The following is a 24342-nucleotide window of genomic DNA, read 5'->3' as shown; positions in this document are numbered from 1 at the left end:
CAGTCACCCTGTGTCATGAAAATAAATGAGGTGGAATCTCATTCTCGTTCGGCCTGAAGGAACAAAGCCCGAAAAGTGGTCTACCCAACCTTCAGGAGCGTTTCATGATTCGCCCGTGTTCCCCCCGCAACGACAGCCTGCGCAGCGCCATCCACGCCGCTGCCTTCGGTCTGGGCTTGGTCACTGCTGCACTCTCCGCCCAAGCCCTCGCCGCCCCGGCCAGCCAGAACCAGCAGATCGCCTGGAACATCCCGGCAGGCCCGTTGGCTCCAGCGCTGGACCAGATGGCCCGCCAGGGCGGCCTGAACCTGTCGTTCGATGCGAACAGTCTCCAGGGCAAGACTACCCGCGGCGTGCAGGGCAGCTACGACAGCGCCCAGGCCCTGTCGATCCTGCTGCAGGGCAGCAACGTGCAAGTCCAGCAACAGAGCGACAAGAGCTTCATGCTGATCCCCGCGCTGGACGTCGGTGATGCACTCGAGCTTGGCGCCACCAGCATCTCCAGCGATCGCCTGGGCGAGACCACCGAGAACACCGGTTCCTATACCACCGGCGCGGTGACCATCGGCAAGACTCCGCAAAGCATCCGTCGCACCCCGCAGTCGGTGACCGTGGTCACCCGCCAGCGCATCGACGACCAGAACATCACCAACCTCACCAATCTGCTCGAGCAGACCCCTGGCGTGGTGGTCAACCTCACCGACAGCGAGCGCGTGCAGTACTTCTCGCGCGGCTATTCCATCGACGCCATCCAGTACGATGGCGCCACCGTCGCCCAGGGCAGCGGAAATGGCTCGTTCGTGCAAAGTGACGCGGCGATCATCGACCGCGCCGAGATCCTGCGCGGCGCCACCGGCATGCTACGCGGCGCTGGCAACCCGTCGGGCACGGTCAACCTGGTGCGCAAGCGCCCGACCGCGCAATTCCAGGGTGAAGGCAGCGTCACCCTCGGTTCCTGGGATGCACAGCGCTACGTTGCCGACATCTCCGGGCCGCTGACCGAAACCGGCAACGTGCGCGGGCGGATCATCGCCGTGCACGATGAAAAAGATCATTTCCAGGAGTCGCGCCAGGAGCGCAAGGAAGTGCTGTACGGCGTGGTGGCCTTCGACCTGAGCGAAAGCACCACTCTGACCACCGGCCTCGAATGGACCAAGCTCGACACTACCGGTTCATGGGGTGGCCTGCCCGCCGACTACAACGGCAAGCCACTGCCGCTGGGGCGCAGCACCTACCTGGGCGCCGACTGGAACCGCTGGAACCGCAGCAACGTGCAGACCTTCGCCGAGCTCGAGCATCGCTTCGACAACGACTGGAAGCTCAAGCTGATGGCCCAGCGCACCGAGTTCAAGCTGGCCGACGATGGTTTCAAGCAGACCTTCATCAGCCGCGCCACCGGCGCTGCCAACCCGACCAACAACCCTTATTTGATGAACTACCAGGTCACCGAGGGCGATGACGGCGAGAGCCTGCAGAACAACCTGAGCGCCACCCTCAACGGCCCGTTCGACCTGCTCGGACGTACCCACGACCTGATGCTCGGCGTCGAGCGCATCCGTAACGACTCCTCGCCTTCGGCGACCAACTTCGTCACCAACGGCGTGTTCGATATCCGCGAGTGGGACCCGAAGACCAGCCTGGGCAACCCGAACATCAACATCACCGCCCACCCGGTACGCACCCGCACCACCCAGGAAGGCGCCTACGCCACCTGGCGCATTTCCCTGGCCGACCCGCTCACCGCGATCATCGGCGCACGCACCAACTGGTACGACTATGAGCAGGAAAACAACACCCGCTCCAACGGCAAGTTCAGCGTCGACAACGAAGTGGTGCCCTACGCGGCGCTGATCTATGACCTCAACGACAACTTCAGCACCTACGCCAGCTATACCGAGATCTTCAACCCGCAGACCGCCACCGACGCCACTGGCTCGGTGCTCGCGCCGGTCACCGGCGAGGCCTACGAGACTGGCATCAAGGGCGAGTTCTATGACGGGCGGCTGAATACCTCGCTGGCGTTCTTCCGCATCTATCAGGTCGGCAACCCGCTGGACGACATCAGCGGGCCAAATCCCTGCCCACCGAACTACACCAGTGGCTACTGCAAGGTTGCGGCTGGCAAGAACCGCAGCCAGGGCTTCGAACTGGAGATTTCCGGCGAAGTGCTGCCGGGCTGGAACGTGACCGGTGGCTACACCTACAACACCACCGAGTACCTGAAGGACACCACCAGCAATACCGGCAACGCCATCCGCACCACCGACCCCAAGCGCATGCTGCGGCTGTTCACCAGCTACCGCCTGCCGGGTGAGCTGGACGTCTGGACCATTGGCGGTGGTGTGCAGGCCCAGAGCGCCATCTACAACCGCAGCGGCAATATCGAGGCCTCGCAGTCCGGCTATGCGGTGTACAACGCCATGGTCAACTACCGCTTCAACGACAATTATTCGCTGCAGCTCAACGCCAACAACGTCTTCGACAAGAAGTACTACCGCCAGGTGGCGCCGACCGCGACCGGCTACTACTGGGGCGATCCGCGCAATGTGTCGGTGACCTTGCGCGGGAGCTTCTGACCTTCCCGGACTGAATGGGTCTGTTCGCAAGCAAGTCGCAGCGGCGGTTCGGCGCCCAGACCCTCTCCCACGGAGATACCGCTGCTGTCCACAGCGGTAGCTTGCCTCTGTGGGAGCGGCGGTTCGGCGTCCCGACTTGCCCGCGAAGAACCCTCACTGGCCCGGGCTGACTTCCACGCAAACCCGCCCGGCCCGCCGCCACGCCTGCCGTGCAAAGCACACGAACAACCCTGCCATCACCGCCAGCGCCATGGGCAACCCATGCGGCGCGACGTCCATTGCCGCACCGCTGACCAGCGGCCCGACCAGACTACCTACACCCCACAACAAGCCGACACTCGCATTGGCCGTCACCAGGTCCTTGCCCTTGAAGCGCTGCCCGATCAGCACCAGTGCCAAGGTATAGATCCCCCCGGCCACCGCCCCCAGCACCACCAGCAACGGCCACAGCAGCCAGGTCATCTGCAGCAGCCACGGCAGGGCGATACCGATCGCCATCGCCACCAGCCCACACACCAGGTGCAGCCCGGTGCGCTCCACCCGGTCCGCCAGCCAACCCAGCGGCAGCTGGAACAGCATGTCGCCAGCGAACACCACCGTCACCATCAGCGCGGCCACGCCTATTGCAAAGCCATGGCTGGTGGCATACACCGGCAACAACGACAGCACCACGGCGTCGAAGAACGAGAAGAACAGCACCGCCACGCACAGGGCCGGGGCAACACGGAAGAAGCCGCCCAGTGTGAAGCTCTTGTCGTCTTCCTCGCCATGCTCGACATGATCGTTCGGCACCGTGAGCAGGATGCACAGCAACGCCAGGCCATAGCAGGCGGTGACCACCCCCGTCACCCAGGGGCTGTTGGCACCGACCAGCGCCAGCATCGCCGGGCCCAGCACCTGGAAGCCTGTGAAACTGGTGGCGTACAGGGCCATGATCTTGCCGCGGTTGTGCTCCGGGCACAGCTCGTTGACCCACGACTCGCCCAGGATGATCGCGATGCCCATGCCGACCCCTAGCGCCAGGCGCAGCAGCGCCAGCAGCCAGATCGACGCGAACGACCATTCCAGCAGGCCGATGCTCAGGGCGCAGAGACTGAAGCACAACAGGTAGATGGTGCGCCGGGTGAGGAGCCGGCAGCAGGCGTCGACCATGAACGCCGAAAGCATCATGCCCGCAGCGGGAATGGCCGAGACGATGCCGATTTCCAGGGTGCCAGCCCCCGCCTCGTGCAGACGCAACGACACCAGCGGCAGGCTGGCCCCCAGGCTGAAGCCCACCACCGACACGGCGAACAGAAGGCCCGCCAGCAAACGCATGTTCATGTACCACTCCAGACAACTGAAAAAGACGTGCAAACGCAGGCGCCCACGGCCACGCCGAGGCGGCGCAGCAGACAGGGGCGCAGATCAGTTCAGTGCGTGGTGTGTGGCGAGAAGGTGAAGGCGAACAGGACGCTGCGCCGGCGCTTGAGCACCGTGTCGCTCGGCCACGCGCGACGCGCTGTCGGGGCGACAGGCAGGCATGTGTGGCTGAGGGAGGGTGAGCGGCGCATTGCTTGAATCGCAGGGAAAAATGAAGGAGGCGGCACTCTAGGCCAGGGCTGATCGTTCAGTCAACTGGGCGGCCCCTTTCGCGGACGAACCCGCGAAAGGGGCGCAACACGCGCTTTGGTGTATCAACGCTTGCCGGTGGAAGGCAGGAACACCGCCAGCAAGCCGAACAACGGCAGGAACGAGCACAGCCCATATACGTACTCGATCCCGCGCAGGTCCGCGAGATAGCCCAGCAGCGCCGCGCCGATCCCGCCGAAGCCGAACATCAGCCCGAAGAAAATGCCCGCGATCATGCCGACGTTCCCCGGCACCAGCTCCTGGGCATATACCACGATCGCCGAGAACGCCGAGGCGAGGATGAAGCCGATCACCAGGCTCAGCACCGTGGTCCAGAACAGATCGGCGTAGGGCAGCGCCAGGGTGAACGGTGCCACGCCCAGGATCGAGAACCAGATCACTGCCTTGCGCCCGATGCGGTCACCGATAGGCCCACCGAAGAAGGTGCCCGCCGCCACCGCGCCGAGGAACAGGAACAGGTGCAGTTGCGAGCTGGCCACCGACAGGTCGAACTTCTCGATCAGGTAGAACGTGAAGTAGCTGGTGAAGCTGGCCATGTAGAAGTACTTGGAGAACACCAGCAGCCCCAGCACGATCAGCGCGGCGAGCACACGCTGGCGCGACAGGCCATGGGTGGCGGCACCGGCCTTGCGCGCCTTGAACTGGTTCAGGTGATCCTTGTACCAGCGGCGCAGCAGCAAGGTCACACCGAAGAAGAACAACGCCGCCAGGCCGAACCAGGCGACGTGGGTCTGGCCGAACGGGATGACGATCGCCGCCGCCAGCAGCGGACCGAAGGCCGAGCCGGCGTTGCCCCCTACCTGGAAGGTCGACTGCGCCAGGCCGAAGCGCCCGCCGGAGGCCAGGCGGGCGATGCGCGAGGTTTCCGGGTGGAAGGTCGAAGAGCCGATCCCCACCAGCGCCGAGGCCAGCAGGATCATCGGGAAGCTGCCAACGAACGCCAGCATGACGATACCCACCAAGGTACACAGCGTGCCCAGCGGCAGCAGGTTCGGCGTGGGCCGCTTGTCGGTATAGAAGCCGACCCATGGCTGCAGCAGTGAGGCGGTGACCTGGAAAGTCAGGGTGATCAGGCCGATCTGGGCGAAGCTCAGGTCGTAGTTGGCCTTGAGCATTGGATAGATCGCCGGCAACACCGACTGGATCAGGTCGTTGATCAGGTGTGCAAGTGCGCAGAAGGTGATGATCCGCATCACCAGCGGGCTGCTGCCGGAAGTCGGCGTTGCGCTGCTGGTCGCGGGGCTGGACGAGGTACTGCTGATGGCCATGGGCTCGACATCCGTGCTCAGTCAGGTTGGGATCCGATTATTAGAAACATCTCGATACGAAGCCACCCTTATTTGCCTTGGATGTGCCATCCATCCGTCACACACTTGCAAATGGTTCTCACTATATTTAGCATCCTCAACCAATTCCCCCGTAGATACAGGGCCAAACCGCCCTTCTCGCGAGCAGACCGATCCCATGAACCCGATGCCCGCCGTGCAGTTCGATCACGATCCCCAACGCGAAGCACTGGAATGGTTCGCCCGCCTGCGTCAGCCGGGCGGTGATGAGCGGCAGCGCAAGGCCTTCGCCCTGTGGTGCCAGGATCCGGACAATGCCCGCGCTTTTGCGGCGCTGGAAAGCCGCTGGCAACAATTGCAGAGCCCGCCTGCGCGGCTGCGGCCACGGGAGGTGGCGGTACGTCGCAGTCACTGGGGCAAAGCGCTGGGGGCGTTGTTCCTGTTGCTGCTGGCCGCGTTGGCCTACCTCTACTGGCCGTTGATGCAGCGCCTGGGCAGCGAGCTGCACACCGCTGCGGGCGAGCGCCGCAGCCTGCGCCTGGCGGACGGTTCGACCCTGCATCTGGACAGCGCCAGCGCCATGAACGTCGACCTGCGCAGCCGCACCCGCCAACTGCAGTTGGTGCAGGGCCAGGTGTACCTTGAAGTGATGCTCGATGGGCGCGCGCTGGAAGTGCTGGTGGACGATGCGCGGATCCAGGTGTTCGGCACCCGCCTCATGATCGCTCGCAACAGCGACTACGACGAACTGGTGGTGCTCAGCGGCAAGGCCATGGTCAGCCAAGGCGGCGACCAGCGCATGGTGTCGGCGGGCGAGCGGGTCAGGTTCAACCCGGTGCGTATCGACGTGGCGGAAAAGGCCGACATCAAGACGGCCGATGCCTGGCGCAACGGGCAACTGGCCGCCCGGGACATGCCCTTGCAGCAGGTGCTGGAGCGGCTTGCCAGCTACCAAGGGCAGCGGGTGTGGATGATGGACGAGCAAACCGCTTACCGGCGCATCAGCGGTGATTTCAACCTCGACCGCGCAGGCGAAACCCTCGACAGCCTCGCCGCCGCCCAACAACTGCGGGTCAACAACCTGCTCGGGCAGTGGCTGATCGTCCGCTGAAGCGGGCCTTCCGGCTAAGTTTTTGAAAGCGTGCAGATTTTTTTTGAAATGAGTGTTGACAGAGGGTCATCACAAGAGAATAATGCGCGCCATTGGCTACATAGCTCAGTTGGTTAGAGCATAGCATTCATAATGCTGGGGTCCGGGGTTCAAGTCCCTGTGTAGCCACCAAATACGAAAAGGGCTTACCGCAAGGTAAGCCCTTTTTCTTTGCCCTAGAGAATCCCCTTCAGCGTATTCCCGCCATGGCGACGGCCACCCCCAGGCCAATCAATGCCACTCCGATCACCCGATCCACCACGATCTGCCGTTCGATCATCGCCCTGCGCAGCCCGGCGCTGGAGAAAAACACCGCCACCAGGCTGAACCACGCCCAATGGGCCAACGACATGAAGGCACCATAGGCCAGGTTTATCGCCAGTTCGCTGCCCGGCTTTACCACCTGCGTGTAGGCGCTGATCACGAACAGCATGGTCTTGGGGTTCAGTGCGTTGGTGAGAAACCCCGTGCGCAGGGCCGCGAATGTGCCCGCCGCACTGACCGGCTCCTGGCTGTCGAGACGGATGCGTTGGGTATTGGCCAGCGACCGGTATCCCAGATAGACCAGATACCCCGCCCCCAGCGTTTTCATCAACACGAACAGCGTCGGGCTGCGGCTGATGAGCACAGCGATGCCGAACAATGTGTACAGCACGTGCACCTGAACCCCCAGGGCGATCCCCAAAGCTGCCGCCAGCCCAGCTCGACGCCCTTGTGCATAACTGCTGCGGGTGACCATGGCGAAGTCCGCGCCGGGGCTGATGACAGCCAGGAGGGTGAACAGGGCAACGGCGATCAGTTCGGTCATGCGAGAAGCCTCGATAGGTGACGTCAGTACACAGGAAGTAAGATTATCGAAGGCTCTGATGCGGGAAAAAATCGATTTTGCCGCTACTCTATCTGCTAGTTTTCATCACCTATCTTTTGTCGCGCATGGCGTCTTCCCGTCACTGCAGCCCAGAACAGACAGCGAACACCCCATGAAACTCCCCCACCTCACCGCCCTGCGCTACTTCGACAGCGCTGCGCGCAGCGAAAGCTTCGTGCGCGCCGCCGAGCAACTGCACGTCACCCATGGCGCGGTCAGCCGCCAGGTCCGGCTGCTCGAAGAGGGCCTGGGGATCGAACTGTTCGAGCGCCGCAACCGCGCGGTCTTCCTCACCGCCGCCGGGCGAACCCTGTTTGACACCACCCAAACGATTTTCGAACAGCTCGCCAGCACGGTGCAGCGCCTGCAGGAACACGCACAGGACAACGTCCTGGTGCTGTCGTGCGAGCCCACCCTCGCCATGCGCTGGCTGATCCCGCGCCTGCCGGACTTCCATGCCCACCACCCGGACCTGCAACTGCACCTGGTGGCCGCGGGCGGCCCGGTCGACTTCACCCGCGGCGGTATCGACCTGGCGTTGCGCCGTGACGACTTCCGCTGGGATCGCCAACTGCACAGCCTGAAGATCTGCGAGGAATGGATCGGCCCTGTCGCCCGCGCGGGCGCGCCCGCCACGCTCGACGGCCAGCGCCTGCTGCACAGCCACACCCGCACCACAGCCTGGAACACCTGGCTGAGCCTGAGCGGCCACAGCGCCACCGGCACAGAACGCAGCGACTACGAGCATTTCTATCTGTCGATCCAGGCCGCCAGTGCCGGGCTGGGCATGGCCATCGCCTCGGCACTGATGGTTGGCGATGAACTACGCAGCGGCCAGTTGCAGGCGCCCTACGGGTTTCTGCGCGACGGCTCGGCCTATCATCTACTCAGCCCCCAGCCCCTGGACGATGACAGCAAGCGCCAGCGCTTCGCCGAATGGGTCTTGCGCCAGTGCCAGGGCAGCCTCGATCACCTGGGCCTGGCACAGAACGACGACCCCGCACTGCCGTCGCCACCCCAGGTGCGATAGCCCGCGGTATCGAGATGGATCCGGCCTGACGGATAGCGCCCCAGCCCCATGTTCCAGGCCTGTCCCTGCTGCTGCCAGAAGGTGCACAGCGGATTGGGATCGGCCCAGTCGGGCAGCAACAGGTCGACAGCGAAGGCGCGGGTATGGGCGCTGCCCACCGCGCCCCCGGCACAAGCGTTGAGCTTGGGCTCGCGGTAGGCGGACACCACCTCGAACTGGCGCAGGATGCCCTGCTGCTCGAGGGTGCGGATCAGTGCCAGGGTCGAGCGCACGGCCGGCCATTGCGCGCTCGGCGCCACGGCGAACGGCGAGGCGCGGCACAGACGCCAGTCCGATGCCGAACGCAGCAACTGATGGATCGGCACCACCCCGTACAACCGCGCATCCACCAGCATCTGGCGAAACGCGCGGGTCTCGTGGTCGCCCGCCCAATGCGCGAACATCCGCACATCACGCTCATCGGCGCAGACCCCTGTCATCGCCAGAAGCGACGTCGCCAACAGCCATGTTCCGACGCTTTTCATCCCCCACCTCTTCATCCAGTATGAGCAGCCCGCCGACCCTGGCGGCCACTGACAAGGAGTTAAGCATGCAAAAGATGGCTGTATCGGGCCTGGCCGCCCTCGCCTTCAGCGGCCTGGCACTGGCGGATGCACAGATCGACCTGGGCGATGCGCAACGGGTCACCCGCTTGTTCGCCTTCCCCAACAACTGCCACGTGATCTGCTTTCGCGACTGGACGCTGGAGCAGACCGTCGAGCACTACCTGACCCAGAGCGTACGCCGCGACGGCTATGCCGACGCCCAGGTGCAGGTGCGTCGCGACAACGACAGGCTGCATGCCCATATCAGCGACGTTCCAGCCAGCTATGCCGAGCCGTTGCGCAAGCTACTCGACAGCGGCGAACTGGCCTACCAGGGCGCTACCCGCCTGAACAACGATGGCAAGTGGGCCTACGACTGGTACCTGTTCCTGCCACTGGGCATGGCCCTGGAAAATCGCCGCAGCATCGAGCTGCTGCACTTCCCGCCGGATTATTCGCTGACCCAGGCCCAGGACTACCTGCGCTCCAACACCACCGATCGCTGGGCGCAGCTGCTGACCTTCAACGGTGTCGAGGCCAGCCAGACCCCGGCCTACCAGACCATCGTCGACATCGCCCCGATCGCTGCGCCCGCCAGCGCCGGCAAGGACCTGGAAGGCACCTACGGCTACTTCGCCGACTATCAGACGCGCATGGTCAAGGAGATGACCCTGCGCCACGACGCCAAGCCCCTGCCGATGGTGGCTTTCGGCGCACCGGTGCGCAGCTGGATCCAGCAGCAGTACGGGCCGAGGGTCAATGTGCTGGGGCTGGTCAGCATCAGCCCGGAAGCGGGTACCCAGGTGCCGGTGCTGGGCGCAAACCACCCGAGTGCGATCTGGTATGCGGCCGACAAGAACAACACCGGCGGGGATCAGGACAAGGCGGACGCCGCAGGCCTGAAGATGATGGGCCAGGACCTGACCGCCGCCTGCTGGCAGGCCGGCATGGGCCGCAACCCGCAGGCGGACGCCAAGCTGACACTGGAGGCCTGCTCGGCCAAGTGGCAGGTGACCCAGAAAAAACAGACCTGCGAACTGTTCTACCGCACCATCCGCGAGATGACCCCGGAGCAGGCGGCGGCCAAGTGCAACACCGGCACCGTGACCCGCAGCCTGAGGGATCTGCGCAAACCCGTGGAGATCACAGCGCCGCAGGGCTGACAGGGGCCATCTAGACTCTGAAGGCCCCGATCAGCCGCTTCAGCTCCACTACCTGGCTGGACAGCGCGCGGCTGGCGTCCTCCGTCTGGCAGGCGCCCTGCGTGGTGTCCTGCGCCGCGCGGTTGATCGCCACGATGTTCTGGTCGATGTCATGGGCCACGGCCGTCTGCTGCTCGACGGCCGCGGCGATCTGCTGGTTCTGCTCGACGATACCGCCCACCGCGCCCAGGATATTGGCCAGCGCCTGCTGCACCTGCCGCGCTTCATCCACGGTACCCGCCGCCATCTGGTGGCTGCTGCCCATGGCTCGCACGGCGGCACCAACCCCTTCCTGCAGGCGCTGGATCATCTGCGCGATCTCCTCGGTGGAGTCCTGGGTGCGGCGTGCCAGGGTACGTACTTCATCGGCAACCACGGCAAAGCCCCTGCCCTGCTCGCCCGCACGCGCCGCCTCGATGGCTGCGTTCAGTGCCAGCAGGTTGGTCTGCTCGGCAATGCTGCGGATCACTTCCAGCACCCGGCCGATGGCCTGGCTGTCGCCGACCAGCTGGTTGACCGCAACCACCGTCTGGTCGATCTCGCCGGCCAGGCGAGCAATGCTGTCCTGCTGGTGCGCCACCAGGCTGCGCCCGTTGGCACTCTCGCGGTTGACCTGCTGCGCACCATCGGCGGCCAGCGCCGCGCTGCGGGCCACCTCTAGGGCGGTGGCGCTCATCTGGTTCATCGCCGTGGCCACCTGCTCGATCTGTTCGCGCTGGCCACTCACGGCCTGGTTGCTGCGTGTCGACACCGAAAGCACCTGCCCGGCCTGCTCCTCGACGGTCGCCACGGTACGCCCCACCTGCTCGATCAGCCCCCGGATGCGCCGCACGGTCTCGTTGAAACCCTGGCCCAACTCGCCCAGCTCATCCTGGCTGCGCACCTCGAAGCTGACCGTCATGTCACCACCGGCCACCTTGTCCATGGCCGCACCGAGATTGCCGAGGGTACGCCGGGTCGACACATAGAAGCCGCTGTAGAGGTAGAGGATCGACAGGAACACGATGGCCAGCGCCGCGACCAGCGCCAGCATGTGCAGGCGGTGCTCGCCCAGGCGTGCCTGCAACTGCTGCTGCAGGTGGGCGATCACTGCATCGTTGAGGCGGTAGGTTTCGCCCATCAGGGCACTGACCTGCTCGTAGAAGGCAGGCCAGGGCGCATCGAGGGTCTCGGCCACCACGACCTGGTCCTCGAACAGCGCCGCAGCCCGGCGCACCGTCGCCTGGCTGGCCTGGGCCTGCGCACCGAGGCTGGCCTTGGCCTGGGCATCGGCAGCCAACGCATCCTCCACACGCAGGGCGTAGTCGGCCGACAGACGCTCCAGGCGTTGCAGCAAGTCTTCGAACCGCGCACTCCCCGCCGAATCGATGAAACCGCGCCCCAGGGCAACAGCGCCGATGGCCCGTCCTTCGCCGAGCATCTGGGTGACCTGGGCGGTGCTGACACCGATCAGGTCGCTCAACTGGCGTATCGACGCCTGATTGTCCTGGCTCAAGCCCGCCTGGCTGGCCACCAGCTTGCCCAGCACCTGAGCCTGGGCCAGCAGCTTGTCGAACAGCGCGGTCTTGTTTTGCAGGGAGGTTTCGGCGCGAGCCTTGGCGAAGGCGTCGGCCAGCTCGACGCGCTTGGCTTCGAGCTGCGGATCCTGGCTCGCCAGGGCCTGGAGCTGGGCCTGGACCTTGTCCTCGAGGGCATCGATACGCGCTTCGACATCCCCGGCCTGGCCCGACTGGCCGAGCACGGCGTTGATCTGCAGGAGATTGCCCAGGCTTTCGAGGTCGCCACGCAGGGCCAGGCTGCCAGCCACAGGGCCAAGGCCGCTCAGCTCGACGCCTGTGACATGGAACTGGCGATAGGCATCGCGAACCAGATAGAAGCTGGTGACCAGCATGGGCAGGAAGAACAGGACGCTGATCAGGCTGAACTTCATGCCGAAGCTCAGCCGGTTCATCAACGCGATGGCCGGATGGAGCAGGCGCTTCATGGGTCACCTCCTTGGATTTTTATTGTTCTGCGGGGTAGCACAAGGCCATAACTGGCCGAGGCTCTGTATAGCGCAGAATCAATCCAAGGTTTGTAACTTAAGGTTAAGCGGCTTCGGCGTTCAGTTCAGAGCAGCACCGTCCACAGCGCAAACACCGCGTACCACAGCACCGCGCTGCGCAGCAGCAGTTCCCACAGGCTGTCCAGGCGCGCCAGCGCACTCTGCGCCTCTTCTTCCTCGGGAATGTCATCGGCCACCCGCCCGACACGGGCGATCAACTGCCCCGCGCTGATGTGGCAGTTGAGCACTTCGTGCAGCATCACCCGGGCCACCGAAACGAAGTTGCCGACCAGCGCGAAGCTCAATGCCAACACCCGCACCGGCAACCAGTCCATGGCATGGCGCAGCTGCGCCGCGCGCTCCTTGAGCGCTGGTTGATGGCTGTTTGCTGCACTCAGCGCCAGCAAGCGATACCCCAGTGCTGCGGCCGGGCCGAGCAGGAAATACCAGAAGATCACGGCAAAGAAGCTCTGGTACGCCTGCCATACCAGGTTGCCCTGCACCCGCGCCAGCAGGTCACGCGGATCGTCTGCAGCCAGGCCCAGGTCGCGCTCGGCCACATGCAGCGCCGCCTGTTCATCACCCCGACGCCAGGCGTCGCGGAACGGGCCGAGCGCCGCCTTGGCATCTCCGCGCCCAAGGCTGTAGATCAGCACCAGCAGGTGCACTGGCAGCGCCAGCAAGCCGTAGGCCACCGGCTGCAACACATGCAGCAGCAACGCCAGCACCAGCACCGGTGCCAGCACCAGGATCGTCAGGCTCCACCAGGGGTGTACCTTGCCGCTGCGCTCCAGACGCACCAGCTCACCGAGGAAGAACCCGTCACGCTGCAAGCGATGGCGCAGGGACGAGAACTGCTCGACCCACAACACCAGTACCAACACCAGGAAACTCATGCCTTGTCCTCGTTCAGCGCGGCGCGGTAGCGGGGCCAGTCGAAAGCTGGCCCGGGATCGGTCTTGCGTCCCGGCGCGATATCGTCGTGACCCTTGATGCGTTCGGGGCCGATCGCAGGCCAGAGGCTGCGGATCTGCCGCGTCAGCTGTTGCAGGGCGGTGTACTGGGCATCGGTGTAGGGCATATCGTCGGTGCCTTCGAGCTCGATGCCGATAGAAAAATCGTTGCATCCCTCACGCCCGTCGAAGCACGACACCCCGGCATGCCAGGCGCGGTCGAGCAACGACACGAACTGGGTGACCGCACCATCGCGCTCGACGAACAGGTGCGCCGACACGGTCAGGTGCTGGATGCTTTCGAAGTAGGGATGCTCTGCCGGGTCAAGCCGGTTCTGGAAGAACTGCTGAACCTTGCCCGTACCGAAACAGGCTGGCGGCAGGCTGATGTTGTGGATCACCAGCAGGGAAATCGCCTCGCCTTCGGGGCGGGCGTTGAAGTTCGGCGAGGGGCAGTGGGTGACACCGGAGAACCAGCCAGTGGCGCGGTCCAATTGCATGGGCAGATCCTGAAAAACGCCGGATACGAGGCTTCAGTATGCCCCGCTGACAGCGCGCTTGCATGTAAATGATTGTGGGTACCTCAACGTGCCTGGGCAATGCGCAGGCTGTCGAGCACCGCATCGAGGGCGCGCTCGAACAGCAGCCCGTCGTCCAGCACCCGTGCCTCGCCACGATGCAGGGCAAGGGCCAGGCCAATGCTGTTCCACTCGCGCACCTTCATGCCGGTGCGGTTGGCGAAGACCAGCCGATCACTGCTGTCGATACGCGCCACCAGCTTGCAGCGCAGCGGCTCGTCATCGTCGCTGAGCTCGATCCAGGTGCCCAGGCGCAGGCGCTGGACCTGGCGCAATTGCGGGCTGTGCTCGTCCAGGACCGGCGCCCGGCCACCTGCCGACTCCTCGGCGACGGCAAGGACGATATCCGTCTCCACCCGCACATCATCAGCCTCGTCCTGCCATTGGCCGGGCTCGGCACAGGCGCGCAGGTGCAGACGCTCCAGTTGCAGGAAGAACTCGCGCAGCGCAGCCGAATCCAGTGCCACCCCCGCCAGCCCATCGCGCAACGCCTTGAGCAGCCCCGGCACCTGTTCGAGCAGGGCCTGGCGCGCTTGCGGCCCCGGGTGCGGTGCGATGCTGGCCAGCAGCGCGTCCATGGTCGCCAGGCCATCGATCCAGGCCGCGGACGCCTCGCCCTGCTTGAGCCAGGCGAGCAGCAGCACCTGGCTCCAAGAGTCCACCAGCATCTGCACCACCACCCGCGGCAATACGCGCCCGCGCAGGCGTTGGTTGAGCGCCTGCTGGACCTGCTGACGTGCCTGCAACGTCCGCGCCCGTCCCTCCTCGGCATCGCGGGTGCGCTGCTCCAGCAGCTCGTTGCGCCGACGCTCTTCGGTGCTGAAGAGCAGGAACTCCTCGAGCACCTCGGCGAACAGCCGAGCATCGTCGGTGAAATCGCTGAGCAGCCGCAGGACGATACGCTCCACCCGCGCCTGCAGCCCTTCACCCGCCCCTTCCCAACCGATGGCCATGGCAGCGATCTCGTTGAGCAGGCGGCGCGCCGGGTGGCTGGCACGGCTGAACAGGCTCTTGTCGAGCAGGGCGACCTTGAGCAGTGGGATGTGCAAGCGTCCAAGCAGGGCGCGCAGGGGCGGGGGCAGGTTATCGTCGTGCTGGATGTGGTCGAACAGCAGGTCGACCAGATTGATCATGTCTTCGTCGGCAGTGGCCAGGCGGCGGCGCGTGCCACTGCGAACGCTGACCCGCAGCAACAGTTGTTCGAGCTGCTGGCCGAGGTCGAAATCGTCGGCCTCGAACGGCCCGGGCACGTAATGCTGCAGGTGAGTGAGCAAGCGCAACAGGTCGGCGCTACCGATCGGCTGCGCCGCCGAGACACTCTGCAAGCGTGGCGCCAGCCTGCCGCGTACCGGTGCCAGCAAGCCTTCCAGCGAGGCGAAATAGGCCTGGCCGGCGCTGTCCGCACCAATGTCTTCACCCGCGATCAACGAGGCCGGGGTGCGTCGTGCGGCCAGGCCGCGGTCCTCGGCACGCCGACGCGGGGCGGGGGCAAGTTCGCCCAGCACGCCCGCCGCGGCCAGCAATTGGTTGGCCTCGCCATAGAGCAGGTCGACGTCGCGCAGCACATAGCGCTCGAACAGCTTGAGCAGGACCAGCTTGACCTTGAGGTCTACCCCCAGGCTGCGTCCGGCGTCCAGAAAGTAGCCACACAGGCACGCAGGCCCCAGCGGATTGCACCGCACATCGAGGGGGATTTCGAGCAGGGCGGCAAAGCGCTGGCCGAGTTGCTCGAGGGCAAAGACGTCGCGCGCCAGCACGCGCTCGACCATGGCCCCGACCGCCAGGGTTCGCTCGCGCTGGGCCTTGCCGACATGCAGGTCGATACTGCCCAGCGCCCCTAGCGGGTCAGCCTGGCCGATGCGGCTGAAGGTTTCATGGAAGATGTCGAGAAAGGCACGTTCGATGCTCTTGCGCTTGAGACGCAAGTCGCGCATGGCTTCGAAATAGAGATGTTGCTGATCGCCCGCGCAAGCCTTGTCAGCCATTTCGAAGAGCGTGTCGTCAGCGTTGTCGAACAGGGCACGCAGCCCTTGGCGCAAGTGCAGTGCCGCTTTGTCACGTACTTGCAGGAGCACGACGGGAAGGCAAGGCAAGGGCGTGCGCACCCCTCTGTCGATGGCGGCCACCAAGGGCCCCATCTTGCCTTCTTCATGCATCCCGAACTCCTTGCAGGGTATTGGTCGACTGGCGAGGAAACATCGTCAAAGCTATGACGCCAAATACAAGGCGCCATTATCAGTGAAAAAGATGACAGCTGCCAACACGCCATTTACAAGACGCGACCAGACGCACACTTCCCGACTGCAGGGTCTACGGCTGTAAACCGCGCCCCCCTGCCCTATAATCGCCGGCATCTAGCTTGTGGAGCCGACCATGCCGAACCTACGTCTCGCCGATCTCACCGCCGAAATCGAATCCAACGTGCGCCGCGCACTGCTGGAAGACGTCGGCAGCGGCGACATCACCGCCCAGCTGATTCCGGCCGAGCGCCTGGCCAAGGCCACCATCATCACCCGCGAAGACTGCGTGATCGCCGGCACCGCCTGGGTCGATGCCGTGTTCCGCCAGCTCGACCCGCGGGTGGCCGTGCACTGGCAGGTGGTCGATGGCGAACGCGCCACCGCCAACCAGGCGCTGTTCCACCTCGAAGGCCCGGCCCGTTCGCTGCTCACCGGCGAGCGCTCGGCATTGAACTTCCTGCAGATGCTGTCGGGCGTGGCCACCCGCGCACGCTTTCTCGCCGACCTGGTCGAGGGCACCCAGGTGCGCTTGCTCGATACCCGCAAGACCCTGCCGGGCCTGCGTCTTGCGCAGAAGTACGCGGTCACCTGCGGGGGTTGCCACAATCACCGCATCGGCCTGTATGACGCCTTCCTGATCAAAGAGAACCACATTGCTGCCAGCGGCGGCGTGGCCGAAGCCGTCGCCGCCTCGCACCGCATCGCGCCGGGCAAGCCGGTGGAAATCGAAGTGGAAAGCCTGGACGAACTGCGCCAGGCCCTGGCGGCTGGTGCAGATATCGTCATGCTCGACGAACTGACCCTCGACGAGATGCGCGAAGCGGTGCGCATCACCGCAGGCAAGGCCAAGCTCGAAGCCAGCGGCGGGGTCAACGAAACCACCCTGCGGGTCATCGCCGAAACCGGTGTGGACTACATCTCCATCGGCGCAATGACCAAGGATGTGAAGGCCATCGATCTGTCGATGCGCCTGAGCCTCTGATCCCGCTGCGCGTCAGCCGACCAATGCTTGCGCTTTCAGCAATGCCTAGGCGGCTGAGCGGGCCGTCGCTCGCGGCGTTTCGCAGTGCGGCGGTGGCAGGCTGAAACGAAAGAACCGGCCAACGGGCCGGTTCTTTCGTGATCAGGCGGCGACTCAGAACGAGGCGTTGGCCAGGCCGTCCAGGTAGCGCTCGACGTCCAGTGCTGCCATGCAGCCGGCACCGGCCGAGGTGATGGCCTGGCGGTAGACGTGGTCGGCCACGTCACCGGCAGCGAACACACCTTCGACGTTGGTGGCAGTGGCATTGCCTTCACGGCCGCCGTTGACCACCAGGTAGCCGTCTTTCAAGGTCAGCTGGCCTTCGAACAGCGAGGTGTTCGGGGTATGGCCGATGGCGATGAACACGCCGTCGACCTTGATCTCGTCGCTGCTGCCATCGTTGTTCTTCAGGCGCGCACCGGTCACGCCCATGTTGTCACCGAGCACTTCGTCCAGGGTGGCGTTGAGCTTGAGCTCGATCTTGCCTTCGGCGACACGGGCATTGAGCTTGTCGATCAGGATCTTCTCGGCGCGGAAGGTATCGCGACGGTGCACCAGGGTCACCTTGCTGGCGATGTTGGCCAGGTACAGCGCCTCTTCCACGGCGGTGTTGCCACCACCGACCACGGCAACCGGCTTGTTGCGGTAGAAGAAGCCGTCGCAGGTGGCGCAGGCCGACACGCCCTTGCCCATGAACGCTTCTTCCGACGGCAGGCCCAGGTAACGGGCGCTGGCACCGGTGGCGACGATCAGCGCATCGCAGGTGTAGGTGCCGCTGTCGCCGGTCAGGGTGAACGGCTTGCTGGCCAGGTCGACGGCATTGATGTGGTCGAAGACGATCTCGGTCTCGAAGCGCTCGGCGTGTTCCTGCATGCGCTGCATCAGTGCCGGGCCGGTCAGGCCATGGGGGTCGCCCGGCCAGTTGTCGACTTCGGTCGTGGTGGTCAGCTGGCCGCCAGCCTGCAGGCCGGTGATCAGCAGCGGCTTGAGGTTGGCACGGGCAGCGTAGACCGCGGCGCTGTAACCGGCAGGGCCGGAACCGAGGATGATGACCCGGGAATGACGAACTTCGGACATGTCGTGCTCCTGTCGAGCCGGCCACATGAGGCCGACACCGGTGTGCCGGCGACGCCGGCTGGAAAATAAAAAGGACCTGCGCAGCACTTGGGGAAGGCTACAACGCACAGGTCCGAAAACCTGGGGGCCACCTTCCACTGAGGGCTCGCGGCGTTTCACGGCGTTCAGAAATTGAACGCACTGTAGCGAGGTGGCAAAGATTAAGGAAATATCCTTCGACAATCCACCTTATAGACAGGCTCTATCCAGGGACGAATCCGATCTGCGATTGTCCCTATGCTTTGTTACAGCCGGTGTCGCGCCTTTCGTCGGCGCCGCAAACTCGGTAAGGTCAGCCCGTTTTCCTTCTGTGGAGCATCCCGATGCAAGCCCCCGTCCTGTCCGGCCCCCAGTACCTGCGCGAGGGCCTGAAGCTGGTCCTGAGCCCGAACTTGCGGTTGTTCGTGCTGTTGCCGCTGGCAGTCAACGTGCTGCTGTTTGGCGGTCTGATCTATTTCGCCGGCCACCAGTTCAGCCTGTGGGTCGATGCGCTGATGCCGACCCTGCCCAACTGGCTGAGCTTTCTCACCTACATTCTGTGGCCACTGTTCGTCGCCCTAGTGGTGCTGATGGTGTTCTTCACCTTCACCCTGTTCGCCAACATCATCGCCGCGCCGTTCAACGGTTTTCTCGCGGAGAAGGTCGAGGTGGTGGTGCGCGGTGAAGACACCTTCCCGGCGTTCAGCTGGGGCGAACTGGCCGCGATGGTGCCGCGCACCTTCAGCCGCGAGATGCGCAAGCTCGGCTACTTCCTGCCACGCGCCATCGGCCTGTTCATCCTGTCGTTCATTCCGGTGGTGAACGTGGTGGCTGCACCGCTATGGCTGGTGTTCGGTATCTGGATGATGGCTATCCAGTACATCGACTACCCGGCGGACAACAACAAGATGAGCTGGCAGGACATGCTCGCCTGGCTGCGCAGCAAGCGCTGGCAGTCGCTGGGCTTTGGCGGGATCACTTACCTGGCGCTGCTGATACCGGGGGTGAACGTGCTGATGATGCCGGCGGCGGTGGCGGGGGCTACGTTGTTCTGGGTGCGGGAGCGCAACTGAGGCATCCGGGCTCTTGTGCCGAAACTGAGACCCCGTTGGATGGCACCGGCCATGCCGGTGATCGCGGGACCAGCCCGCTCCCACAAGAATTGGGCTGGCCTTGGATTTTGAACAAGACAGTTGCTTGTAGGGTAAGACCTGAAGGGAAAGGGCAGCGCAAGGCACCGCCCGTCAGTCAGTGACTCAACTGGCTGGAGAACTGCCCCACCGCATTGACCACCTTCTTCGCCCCGTCCTGGATCTCGACGATCACGCTCCCGGTTTCCCCGGCCAGCGTCAGGCCCTGCTCGGCCTGGCGCTTGCTGGTGTCGATGATGTCCACCGCCGCCTGGGCCAGTTGCTCGTTCTGCTGCACCACCCGGGCAATCTCCTCGGTGGCACTGCTGGTACGCGAGGCGAGCTGGCGCACTTCGTCGGCAACCACTGCGAAGCCCCTGCCCTGCTCGCCCGCCCGGGCGGCTTCGATCGCGGCATTGAGCGCCAGCAGGTTGGTCTGCCCGGCAATGTCGCTGATGGTCTTGATGATCGAGCCGATCACCTTGGACTGCTTGTCCAGCGCCTGGATACCCTCGGCCGCCTCCTGCATCGAACTTTCCAGGCCACGCATCACCTCGACCGTCTGGGTGACCACGTCGGTGGCCTTGCGGGCGCTGGCGTCGGTGTCCTGCGAGGTGCTGTAGGCGATATCGGCGGCCTGGGCCACGGCGATTTCCTGATTGACCTGGTCAGTGATCACAGTGGCGAACTTCACCACCTTGTAGAGCACGTCATGGGCATCGATGATCGGGTTGTACGAAGCCTCCAGCCAGACGACTCGGCCATGTGAATCAATGCGCTTGAAGCGCTCAGCCACGTATTCTCCGCGGCGCAACTTCTCCCAGAACTGCTGGTAACCTGCCGAGCTGGTTTCCTCAGGGTCGCAGAACATGCGGTGATGCTTGCCGCGCACCTGCTCCAGGCTGTAGCCCATGGTGTGTAGGAAGCGGTCGTTGGCGGTCAGCACCTGGCCGTCGAGGTTGAACTCGATCACGGCCGTGGAGCGCATCAGCGCCTTGATCAGGCTTTCATGCTCGCGGGAGGTCTCGATGGTGCGGGTCAGGTCGCTCGAGTGCAGGGTGAAGTACTTGATCCGCCCGTCGACACCTTTGACCGGTTGCAGGATCGAGCGCAGCCAGGCTTCTTCGCCATTGCCCCGCAGCAGGCGGAACGCGCCGTTGAGGTGCTCGCCACGGGCGATTGCAGCCTTCATGCGCAGGCAGAAATCCAGCTTCTTCACGTGCTCCGGGACGATCTCTTCGATGTTGCGGCCGACCAGACGATCGCTGCTGTAGAGCATTTCTTTTTCGAAATTGGCATTGGCGGACTCGATGCGCCCCTGGGGATCGAGTTGCAGCACGAGCATTTCGCTATCGAGGCTGTTTTTCACCTGCTCGATGGATTGCAGTTCCTCGCGCAATTGCTGGATTTCTTTTTTCAGTTTGCTGTTGAACATCACCGCTCTCCCGGAGCGCAATCCACCCGTCGAATGCCTCTGCATCGGCTGAGAACAGCTGGTTCTTGAGGACCCGACGAGGAAATATTCGAGTGACAGACAAACCTGGAAAACACACGTCACCAGGGGATCATTTTCATGTCACATAACGGCAACCAAGCAGGCGGAAACTTTTTGACATGAATACGCCGCCTCTACGCATCACCCTCGTCAGCGAAACCTTCCCACCGGAGATCAATGGTGTGGCCAATACCCTTGGCCGCCTCAGTGAAGGCTTGCGCGTGCGCGGGCATCAAGTGGAAGTGGTGCGCCCACGCCAGGCCAGCGATGCACCGGGCAATAGCGACGACACGCTGCTGCTCTGTCGTGGTTGGCCACTGCCCGGATATCCCGGTCTGCAGTGGGGTGAGGTATCGATGCACAAACTGTGGCGACGCTGGCGTCGGTTGCGCCCGGATGTGCTGTACATTGCAACCGAAGGCCCGCTCGGGCTCAGTGCCCTGCGCGCGGCACGACGCCTGGGAATTGCCGTGGTCAGCGGTTTCCACACCAATTTCCCGCAGTATTCCGGCCAGTACGGCCTGGGCCTGCTGGCACGCCTGCTCACCCACTACCTGCGCTGGTTCCATCGCCGCACCGCGACCACCCTGGTACCCAGCGCCAGCCAGCGTCTGGAGCTGGAGCGACGTGGTTTCGAACGCCTGGCATTGATGGCGCGTGGCGTGGATGCGCAACTCTTCAACCCGGCACGGCGCAACCAGGCGCTGCGTGAGCAGTGGGGCCTTGGCCCGGATGACATCGCGGTGTTGCACGTCGGACGCCTGGCGGCGGAGAAGAACCTCGCCCTGCTGTTGCCTTGCATGCAGGCGCTGCACAAGAGCTATCCACAGCGACGCCTGCGCCTGGTCGTGGTCGGGGATGGGCCACTGCGCAACCAGATGCAGCAGCAGTTCCCCGATGCGGTGTTCTGTGGCGTGCAACGCGGCGAAGCCCTGGCCGAACATTACGCCTGCGGCGACCTGTTCCTGTTCCCCAGCCTCACCGAAACCTTCGGCAACGTGGTGCTCGAAGCACTGGCCTCGGGCCTTGCGGTAGTGGCGTACGACGAGGCCGCCGCCGCCCAGCATATCCGCCACGGACACAGCGGCGCGCTGGCCATGCCGGGGGATCAACCCGCGTTCATCGACGCCGCGTGCTGGCTGCTCGAAGATACCGAGACCCTGCGCAGGGTCCGCCTCAATGCCCGCCAGCACGCCAGCCGCCAGGGCTGGCAAGCGATCGTCGAAGAATTCGAGGCGCATTTGTACAGCGCCTGTCGGCAGACCGCCGCCCAGGGTAAGCGCGCGGCCACGCCGTTGACGATCAAGTCAGGCTCGACAGCGCCTCGCGGCTGAACGGCAGAATCTCTTCCTCACGCCCCTCGCGGACCTTCTGCGCCCACTGGGCATCCACCAGCAACGCACGACCGACCGCCACCAGGTCGAACTCCTCATCGCCCAGGCGCTGCAGCAGGCCCTCCAGGCTGGCCGGCTTGGCCACCTTGTCGGTGTCGACCATGAACTGCAGGAACTCGCCATCCAGGCCAACGCTGCCAACGGTGATGGTCGGCTTGCCGGTGAGCTTGCGGGTCCAACCGGCCAGGTTCAGCGGCGAGCCGTCGAACTCCGGCTCCCAGAAACGGCGGGTGGAGCAGTGGAAGATATCCACACCGGCGTCGGCCAGCGGCTGCAGGAAGGCTGCCAATGCCTCGGGCGTTTCGACCAGGCGCGCGCTGTAGTCCTGCTGCTTCCATTGGGAGAAGCGGAAGATGATCGGGAAATCCGGCCCCACCGCAGCACGCACGGCCTGGACCAGCTCGATGGCGAAGCGCGAGCGTTGCGCCAGATCGCCGCCGTATTCGTCATTGCGCTGGTTGCTGGTGGCCCAGAAGAACTGGTCGATCAGGTAGCCATGCGCGCCGTGGATCTCGACGCCATCCATACCGATGGCCTTGGCATCGCGGGCAGCTTGTGCAAAGGCGGCGATGACCTCGCGGATGTCATCGTGGGTCATTTCATGGACCACCACCTGGCCATCCTTGCTTTTACCGCTCGGACCGTAGCCCGGCACGCTGGCGTCCGGCTCGGTACCCAGGCGGCGAACGCTGCCCACATGCCACAACTGCGGAACGATGCGTCCGCCTTCGGCGTGTACGGCCTCGACCACCTTTTTCCAGCCAGCCAAGGCATCTTCGCCATGGAAGCGCGGCACATTCGGATAACCGTTGGCAGCCTTGTGATCGACCGTGGTGCCCTCGGTGATGACCAGGCCCACGCCAGCCGCAGCGCGGCGGCGGTAGTACTCGATGACGCCCTTGTGCGGTACGCCGCCAGGGCAGAAGGTGCGGGTCATCGGCGCCATGACCACACGGGTCGGCAACTCGAGGGTGCCCAGGGTGAAGGGCTGAAACAGTGGGTTGCTGGACATGCGGCGCTCCCGATGAGGTAAGGAAATGCGCCTGAGCTTAGAGCCAGCCGAATGGCGGGCACAGCATTATTGATTTGAGTGATTGAACACGATATGGCGCAGCTTGTTACTGCGCCAGAGGGAGAACCGAGCGGCGGTTCGCCGCTCCAGCATGCTTCAGGCCAGCGCCTTCTCGACCGCCTGAACCACCGCCGGATCGTCCGGCGCAGTGCGTGGCGCGAACCTCGCCAGGACGCGGCCGTCCTTGCCCACCAGGAACTTCTCGAAATTCCAGGTGATATCGCCAGGGAACTCCGCACCCTCGCCAGCCAGCAGGCGGTACAGCGAATGACGCTCAGGCCCGTTGACCTCGAGCTTGGCGCTCAAGGGGAAGCTGACGCCATAGTTCAGGCTGCAGAACTTCTGGATCTCGTCTTCGGTGCCCGGTTCCTGGCCGGCAAACTGGTTGCACGGCAGGCCGAGCACGCTGAAGCCCTGGCCCTTGAACTGCTGGTGCAGCTTTTCGAGCGACGCGTACTGAGGCGTCAGGCCGCACTTGGATGCGACATTGACCACCAGCACCACCTGGCCCTTGAACGGTGCCAGCGGCAGGTCCTGGCCGTTCAGCGCCTTGAGCGTCAGATCGTGAAATGCACTCATCTTGATTCCCCTCTCAGGTTGCCGGTTGCCGCTGGGGCGAATTGCGCCCACTAAAAAGGCGCGCGACCAAGCCGTACACCCGCCCGTGGGGGTGGGTCGGCTTGCTCGAGCGCCTGACGACTCTCAGAGCTTAGCTGAGAAATCAGTGGTGATGGCCACCTTCACCGTGGATGTGACGGTGAGCGATTTCTTCTTCGCTGGCGTCACGCACGTTGACCACCTTGACCTGGAAGTTCAGGCGCTGGCCTGCCAGCGGGTGGTTGCCGTCGACGGTCACGTCGTCGCCGTCGATGTCGCGGATGGTGACGATCTGCATCTGGCCGTCCGGCGCCGAAGCATGGAACTGCATGCCGACTTCCAGTTGGTCGACACCTTCGAACATGCTGCGGTTCAGGGTGCTGACCAGCTCGGCC

19 protein-coding genes, 1 tRNA gene and 3 pseudogenes are annotated in these 24342 nt (G+C 64.4%); 8 read left to right on the top strand and 15 right to left on the bottom strand.

All coding sequences use genetic code 11. The features are described from left to right. Positions 1-104: 104 nt before the first annotated feature. Positions 105-2576 (top strand): TonB-dependent receptor, encoded by a 2472-nt coding sequence (locus APH44_RS26170; protein ID WP_054895226.1) that lies wholly within the window; start codon positions 105-107, stop codon positions 2574-2576. Between the two features lie 153 nt (positions 2577-2729). On the opposite strand, the gene APH44_RS26165 is transcribed toward APH44_RS26170, so the two are convergent. Both APH44_RS26165 and APH44_RS26160 read right to left on the bottom strand, forming a co-directional pair. Beyond that, positions 2730-3899 carry an MFS transporter gene (locus APH44_RS26165; RefSeq protein ID WP_054895225.1) on the bottom strand — a complete coding sequence of 390 codons (1170 nt, stop codon included), beginning with the start codon at positions 3897-3899 and terminating at the stop codon, positions 2730-2732. 353 nt (positions 3900-4252) lie between these two features. Beyond that, positions 4253-5476: an MFS transporter gene (locus tag APH44_RS26160; protein ID WP_054895224.1), complete on the bottom strand. Its 1224-nt coding sequence runs from the start codon at positions 5474-5476 to the stop codon at positions 4253-4255. Between the two features lie 196 nt (positions 5477-5672). Here APH44_RS26160 and APH44_RS26155 point away from each other — a divergent pair, with 196 nt between their 5' ends. Together APH44_RS26155 and APH44_RS26150 are read left to right on the top strand one after the other, a co-directional pair. After that, positions 5673-6605, top strand: a complete 933-nt coding sequence (locus APH44_RS26155; protein ID WP_156343796.1) for a FecR domain-containing protein — start codon at positions 5673-5675, stop codon at positions 6603-6605. A 94-nt stretch (positions 6606-6699) separates the two neighbouring features. Next, positions 6700-6776: transfer RNA gene (locus APH44_RS26150), tRNA-Met, on the top strand. Between the two features lie 58 nt (positions 6777-6834). Here APH44_RS26150 and APH44_RS26145 read toward each other — a convergent pair. Next, on the bottom strand, positions 6835-7452 hold the full coding sequence (locus tag APH44_RS26145; protein ID WP_054895222.1) for a LysE family translocator: 618 nt from the start codon (positions 7450-7452) through the stop codon (positions 6835-6837). 172 nt (positions 7453-7624) lie between these two features. Between APH44_RS26145 and APH44_RS26140 the strand changes: the two genes are divergently transcribed. Then, positions 7625-8542 (top strand): LysR substrate-binding domain-containing protein, encoded by a 918-nt coding sequence (locus APH44_RS26140; protein ID WP_054895221.1) that lies wholly within the window; start codon positions 7625-7627, stop codon positions 8540-8542. Here APH44_RS26140 and APH44_RS26135 read toward each other — a convergent pair. Then, positions 8482-9066: a D-Ala-D-Ala carboxypeptidase family metallohydrolase gene (locus APH44_RS26135; protein ID WP_082420927.1), complete on the bottom strand. Its 585-nt coding sequence runs from the start codon at positions 9064-9066 to the stop codon at positions 8482-8484. The genes APH44_RS26140 and APH44_RS26135 overlap by 61 nt on opposite strands. A gap of 65 nt (positions 9067-9131) precedes the next feature. On the opposite strand from APH44_RS26135, the gene APH44_RS26130 reads away from it, so the two are divergent. Continuing rightward, on the top strand, positions 9132-10289 hold the full coding sequence (locus APH44_RS26130) for a hypothetical protein (protein WP_054895219.1): 1158 nt from the start codon (positions 9132-9134) through the stop codon (positions 10287-10289). Positions 10290-10299: 10 nt separating this feature from the next. Here APH44_RS26130 and APH44_RS30830 read toward each other — a convergent pair whose 3' ends face one another. The 5 genes and pseudogenes from APH44_RS30830 to APH44_RS26110 all read right to left on the bottom strand — a co-directional run bounded on the left by APH44_RS30830 (position 10300) and on the right by APH44_RS26110 (position 16059). After that, the gene (locus APH44_RS30830; RefSeq protein ID WP_371264442.1) at positions 10300-11004 is read right to left on the bottom strand and encodes a methyl-accepting chemotaxis protein; all 705 of its coding nucleotides are present in this window, start codon (positions 11002-11004) and stop codon (positions 10300-10302) included. Positions 11005-11157: 153 nt separating this feature from the next. Continuing rightward, a pseudogene (locus APH44_RS30825) lies at positions 11158-11361 on the bottom strand (HAMP domain-containing protein); the annotation flags it as partial. A 1076-nt stretch (positions 11362-12437) separates the two neighbouring features. Then, the gene (gene ampE, locus APH44_RS26120; RefSeq protein WP_054895217.1) at positions 12438-13268 is read right to left on the bottom strand and encodes a regulatory signaling modulator protein AmpE; all 831 of its coding nucleotides are present in this window, start codon (positions 13266-13268) and stop codon (positions 12438-12440) included. After that, positions 13265-13825: a 1,6-anhydro-N-acetylmuramyl-L-alanine amidase AmpD gene (gene ampD / locus APH44_RS26115; protein WP_054895216.1), complete on the bottom strand. Its 561-nt coding sequence runs from the start codon at positions 13823-13825 to the stop codon at positions 13265-13267. The genes ampE and ampD overlap by 4 nt, the downstream gene beginning before the upstream one ends. An 83-nt stretch (positions 13826-13908) precedes the next feature. After that, entirely contained in the window at positions 13909-16059 is a 2151-nt protein-coding gene (locus APH44_RS26110; RefSeq protein ID WP_054895215.1) for a DUF1631 domain-containing protein, read from the bottom strand. Positions 16060-16276: 217 nt separating this feature from the next. On the opposite strand from APH44_RS26110, the gene nadC reads away from it, so the two are divergent. Beyond that, on the top strand, positions 16277-17125 hold the full coding sequence (gene nadC / locus APH44_RS26105) for a carboxylating nicotinate-nucleotide diphosphorylase (protein ID WP_054895214.1): 849 nt from the start codon (positions 16277-16279) through the stop codon (positions 17123-17125). Positions 17126-17278: 153 nt separating this feature from the next. On the opposite strand, the gene trxB is transcribed toward nadC, so the two are convergent. Then, the gene (trxB, locus tag APH44_RS26100) at positions 17279-18241 is read right to left on the bottom strand and encodes a thioredoxin-disulfide reductase (RefSeq protein WP_054895213.1); all 963 of its coding nucleotides are present in this window, start codon (positions 18239-18241) and stop codon (positions 17279-17281) included. 362 nt (positions 18242-18603) lie between these two features. Here trxB and cysZ point away from each other — a divergent pair, with 362 nt between their 5' ends. Then, positions 18604-19332 (top strand): sulfate transporter CysZ, encoded by a 729-nt coding sequence (cysZ, locus tag APH44_RS26095; protein ID WP_054895212.1) that lies wholly within the window; start codon positions 18604-18606, stop codon positions 19330-19332. 175 nt (positions 19333-19507) lie between these two features. Here cysZ and APH44_RS30820 read toward each other — a convergent pair. Together APH44_RS30820 and APH44_RS30815 are read right to left on the bottom strand one after the other, a co-directional pair. After that, positions 19508-19942 (bottom strand): annotated as a pseudogene (locus tag APH44_RS30820) (methyl-accepting chemotaxis protein); the annotation flags it as partial. A gap of 159 nt (positions 19943-20101) precedes the next feature. Further along, a pseudogene (locus APH44_RS30815) lies at positions 20102-20734 on the bottom strand (PAS domain-containing protein); the annotation flags it as partial. Positions 20735-21003: 269 nt separating this feature from the next. Between APH44_RS30815 and APH44_RS26085 the strand changes: the two are divergent. Then, a complete protein-coding gene (locus tag APH44_RS26085; RefSeq protein ID WP_054895210.1) occupies positions 21004-22218 on the top strand; it encodes a glycosyltransferase family 1 protein in 1215 nt (404 codons plus the stop codon). Here APH44_RS26085 and APH44_RS26080 read toward each other — a convergent pair. The 3 genes from APH44_RS26080 to APH44_RS26070 all read right to left on the bottom strand — a co-directional run. Continuing rightward, complete coding sequence (locus tag APH44_RS26080) at positions 22187-23290, bottom strand: NADH:flavin oxidoreductase (RefSeq protein ID WP_054895209.1); 1104 nt, start codon at positions 23288-23290, stop codon at positions 22187-22189. The genes APH44_RS26085 and APH44_RS26080 overlap by 32 nt on opposite strands. Before the next feature lie 156 nt (positions 23291-23446). Next, positions 23447-23929, bottom strand: coding sequence for a glutathione peroxidase (locus tag APH44_RS26075; RefSeq protein ID WP_054895208.1), 483 nt, complete (start codon positions 23927-23929; stop codon positions 23447-23449). Between the two features lie 142 nt (positions 23930-24071). Then, positions 24072-24342, bottom strand: a 271-nt coding sequence (locus tag APH44_RS26070; protein WP_371264441.1) for a peptidylprolyl isomerase, incomplete at its 5' end; no start/stop codon positions are given.

Origin of the sequence: Pseudomonas sp. NBRC 111143, assembly GCF_001320965.1 — a bacterium.
Classification (GTDB): domain Bacteria; phylum Pseudomonadota; class Gammaproteobacteria; order Pseudomonadales; family Pseudomonadaceae; genus Aquipseudomonas; species Aquipseudomonas machongensis.
The sequence above is the reverse complement of the archived record's forward strand: the minus strand, read 5'-3'. Positions and strand labels throughout refer to the sequence as shown.

What these genes read in the sequence shown, in the direction of transcription:
- APH44_RS26080 (WP_054895209.1), bottom strand. Translation starts at nt 23,290, where the DNA reads ATGTCCAGCAACCCACTGTTTCAGCCCTTCACCCTGGGCACCCTCGAG.
- APH44_RS30830 (WP_371264442.1), bottom strand. Translation starts at nt 11,004, where the DNA reads ATGAGCGCCACCGCCCTAGAGGTGGCCCGCAGCGCGGCGCTGGCCGCC.
- APH44_RS26075 (WP_054895208.1), bottom strand. Translation starts at nt 23,929, where the DNA reads ATGAGTGCATTTCACGATCTGACGCTCAAGGCGCTGAACGGCCAGGAC.
- APH44_RS26170 (WP_054895226.1), top strand. Translation starts at nt 105, where the DNA reads ATGATTCGCCCGTGTTCCCCCCGCAACGACAGCCTGCGCAGCGCCATC.
- APH44_RS26135 (WP_082420927.1), bottom strand. Translation starts at nt 9,066, where the DNA reads ATGAAAAGCGTCGGAACATGGCTGTTGGCGACGTCGCTTCTGGCGATG.
- cysZ (WP_054895212.1), top strand. Translation starts at nt 18,604, where the DNA reads ATGCAAGCCCCCGTCCTGTCCGGCCCCCAGTACCTGCGCGAGGGCCTG.
- ampD (WP_054895216.1), bottom strand. Translation starts at nt 13,825, where the DNA reads ATGCAATTGGACCGCGCCACTGGCTGGTTCTCCGGTGTCACCCACTGC.
- APH44_RS26160 (WP_054895224.1), bottom strand. Translation starts at nt 5,476, where the DNA reads ATGGCCATCAGCAGTACCTCGTCCAGCCCCGCGACCAGCAGCGCAACG.
- trxB (WP_054895213.1), bottom strand. Translation starts at nt 18,241, where the DNA reads ATGTCCGAAGTTCGTCATTCCCGGGTCATCATCCTCGGTTCCGGCCCT.
- ampE (WP_054895217.1), bottom strand. Translation starts at nt 13,268, where the DNA reads ATGAGTTTCCTGGTGTTGGTACTGGTGTTGTGGGTCGAGCAGTTCTCG.
- APH44_RS26130 (WP_054895219.1), top strand. Translation starts at nt 9,132, where the DNA reads ATGCAAAAGATGGCTGTATCGGGCCTGGCCGCCCTCGCCTTCAGCGGC.
- APH44_RS26085 (WP_054895210.1), top strand. Translation starts at nt 21,004, where the DNA reads ATGAATACGCCGCCTCTACGCATCACCCTCGTCAGCGAAACCTTCCCA.
- APH44_RS26110 (WP_054895215.1), bottom strand. Translation starts at nt 16,059, where the DNA reads ATGCATGAAGAAGGCAAGATGGGGCCCTTGGTGGCCGCCATCGACAGA.
- APH44_RS26140 (WP_054895221.1), top strand. Translation starts at nt 7,625, where the DNA reads ATGAAACTCCCCCACCTCACCGCCCTGCGCTACTTCGACAGCGCTGCG.
- nadC (WP_054895214.1), top strand. Translation starts at nt 16,277, where the DNA reads ATGCCGAACCTACGTCTCGCCGATCTCACCGCCGAAATCGAATCCAAC.
- APH44_RS26165 (WP_054895225.1), bottom strand. Translation starts at nt 3,899, where the DNA reads ATGAACATGCGTTTGCTGGCGGGCCTTCTGTTCGCCGTGTCGGTGGTG.
- APH44_RS26155 (WP_156343796.1), top strand. Translation starts at nt 5,673, where the DNA reads ATGAACCCGATGCCCGCCGTGCAGTTCGATCACGATCCCCAACGCGAA.
- APH44_RS26145 (WP_054895222.1), bottom strand. Translation starts at nt 7,452, where the DNA reads ATGACCGAACTGATCGCCGTTGCCCTGTTCACCCTCCTGGCTGTCATC.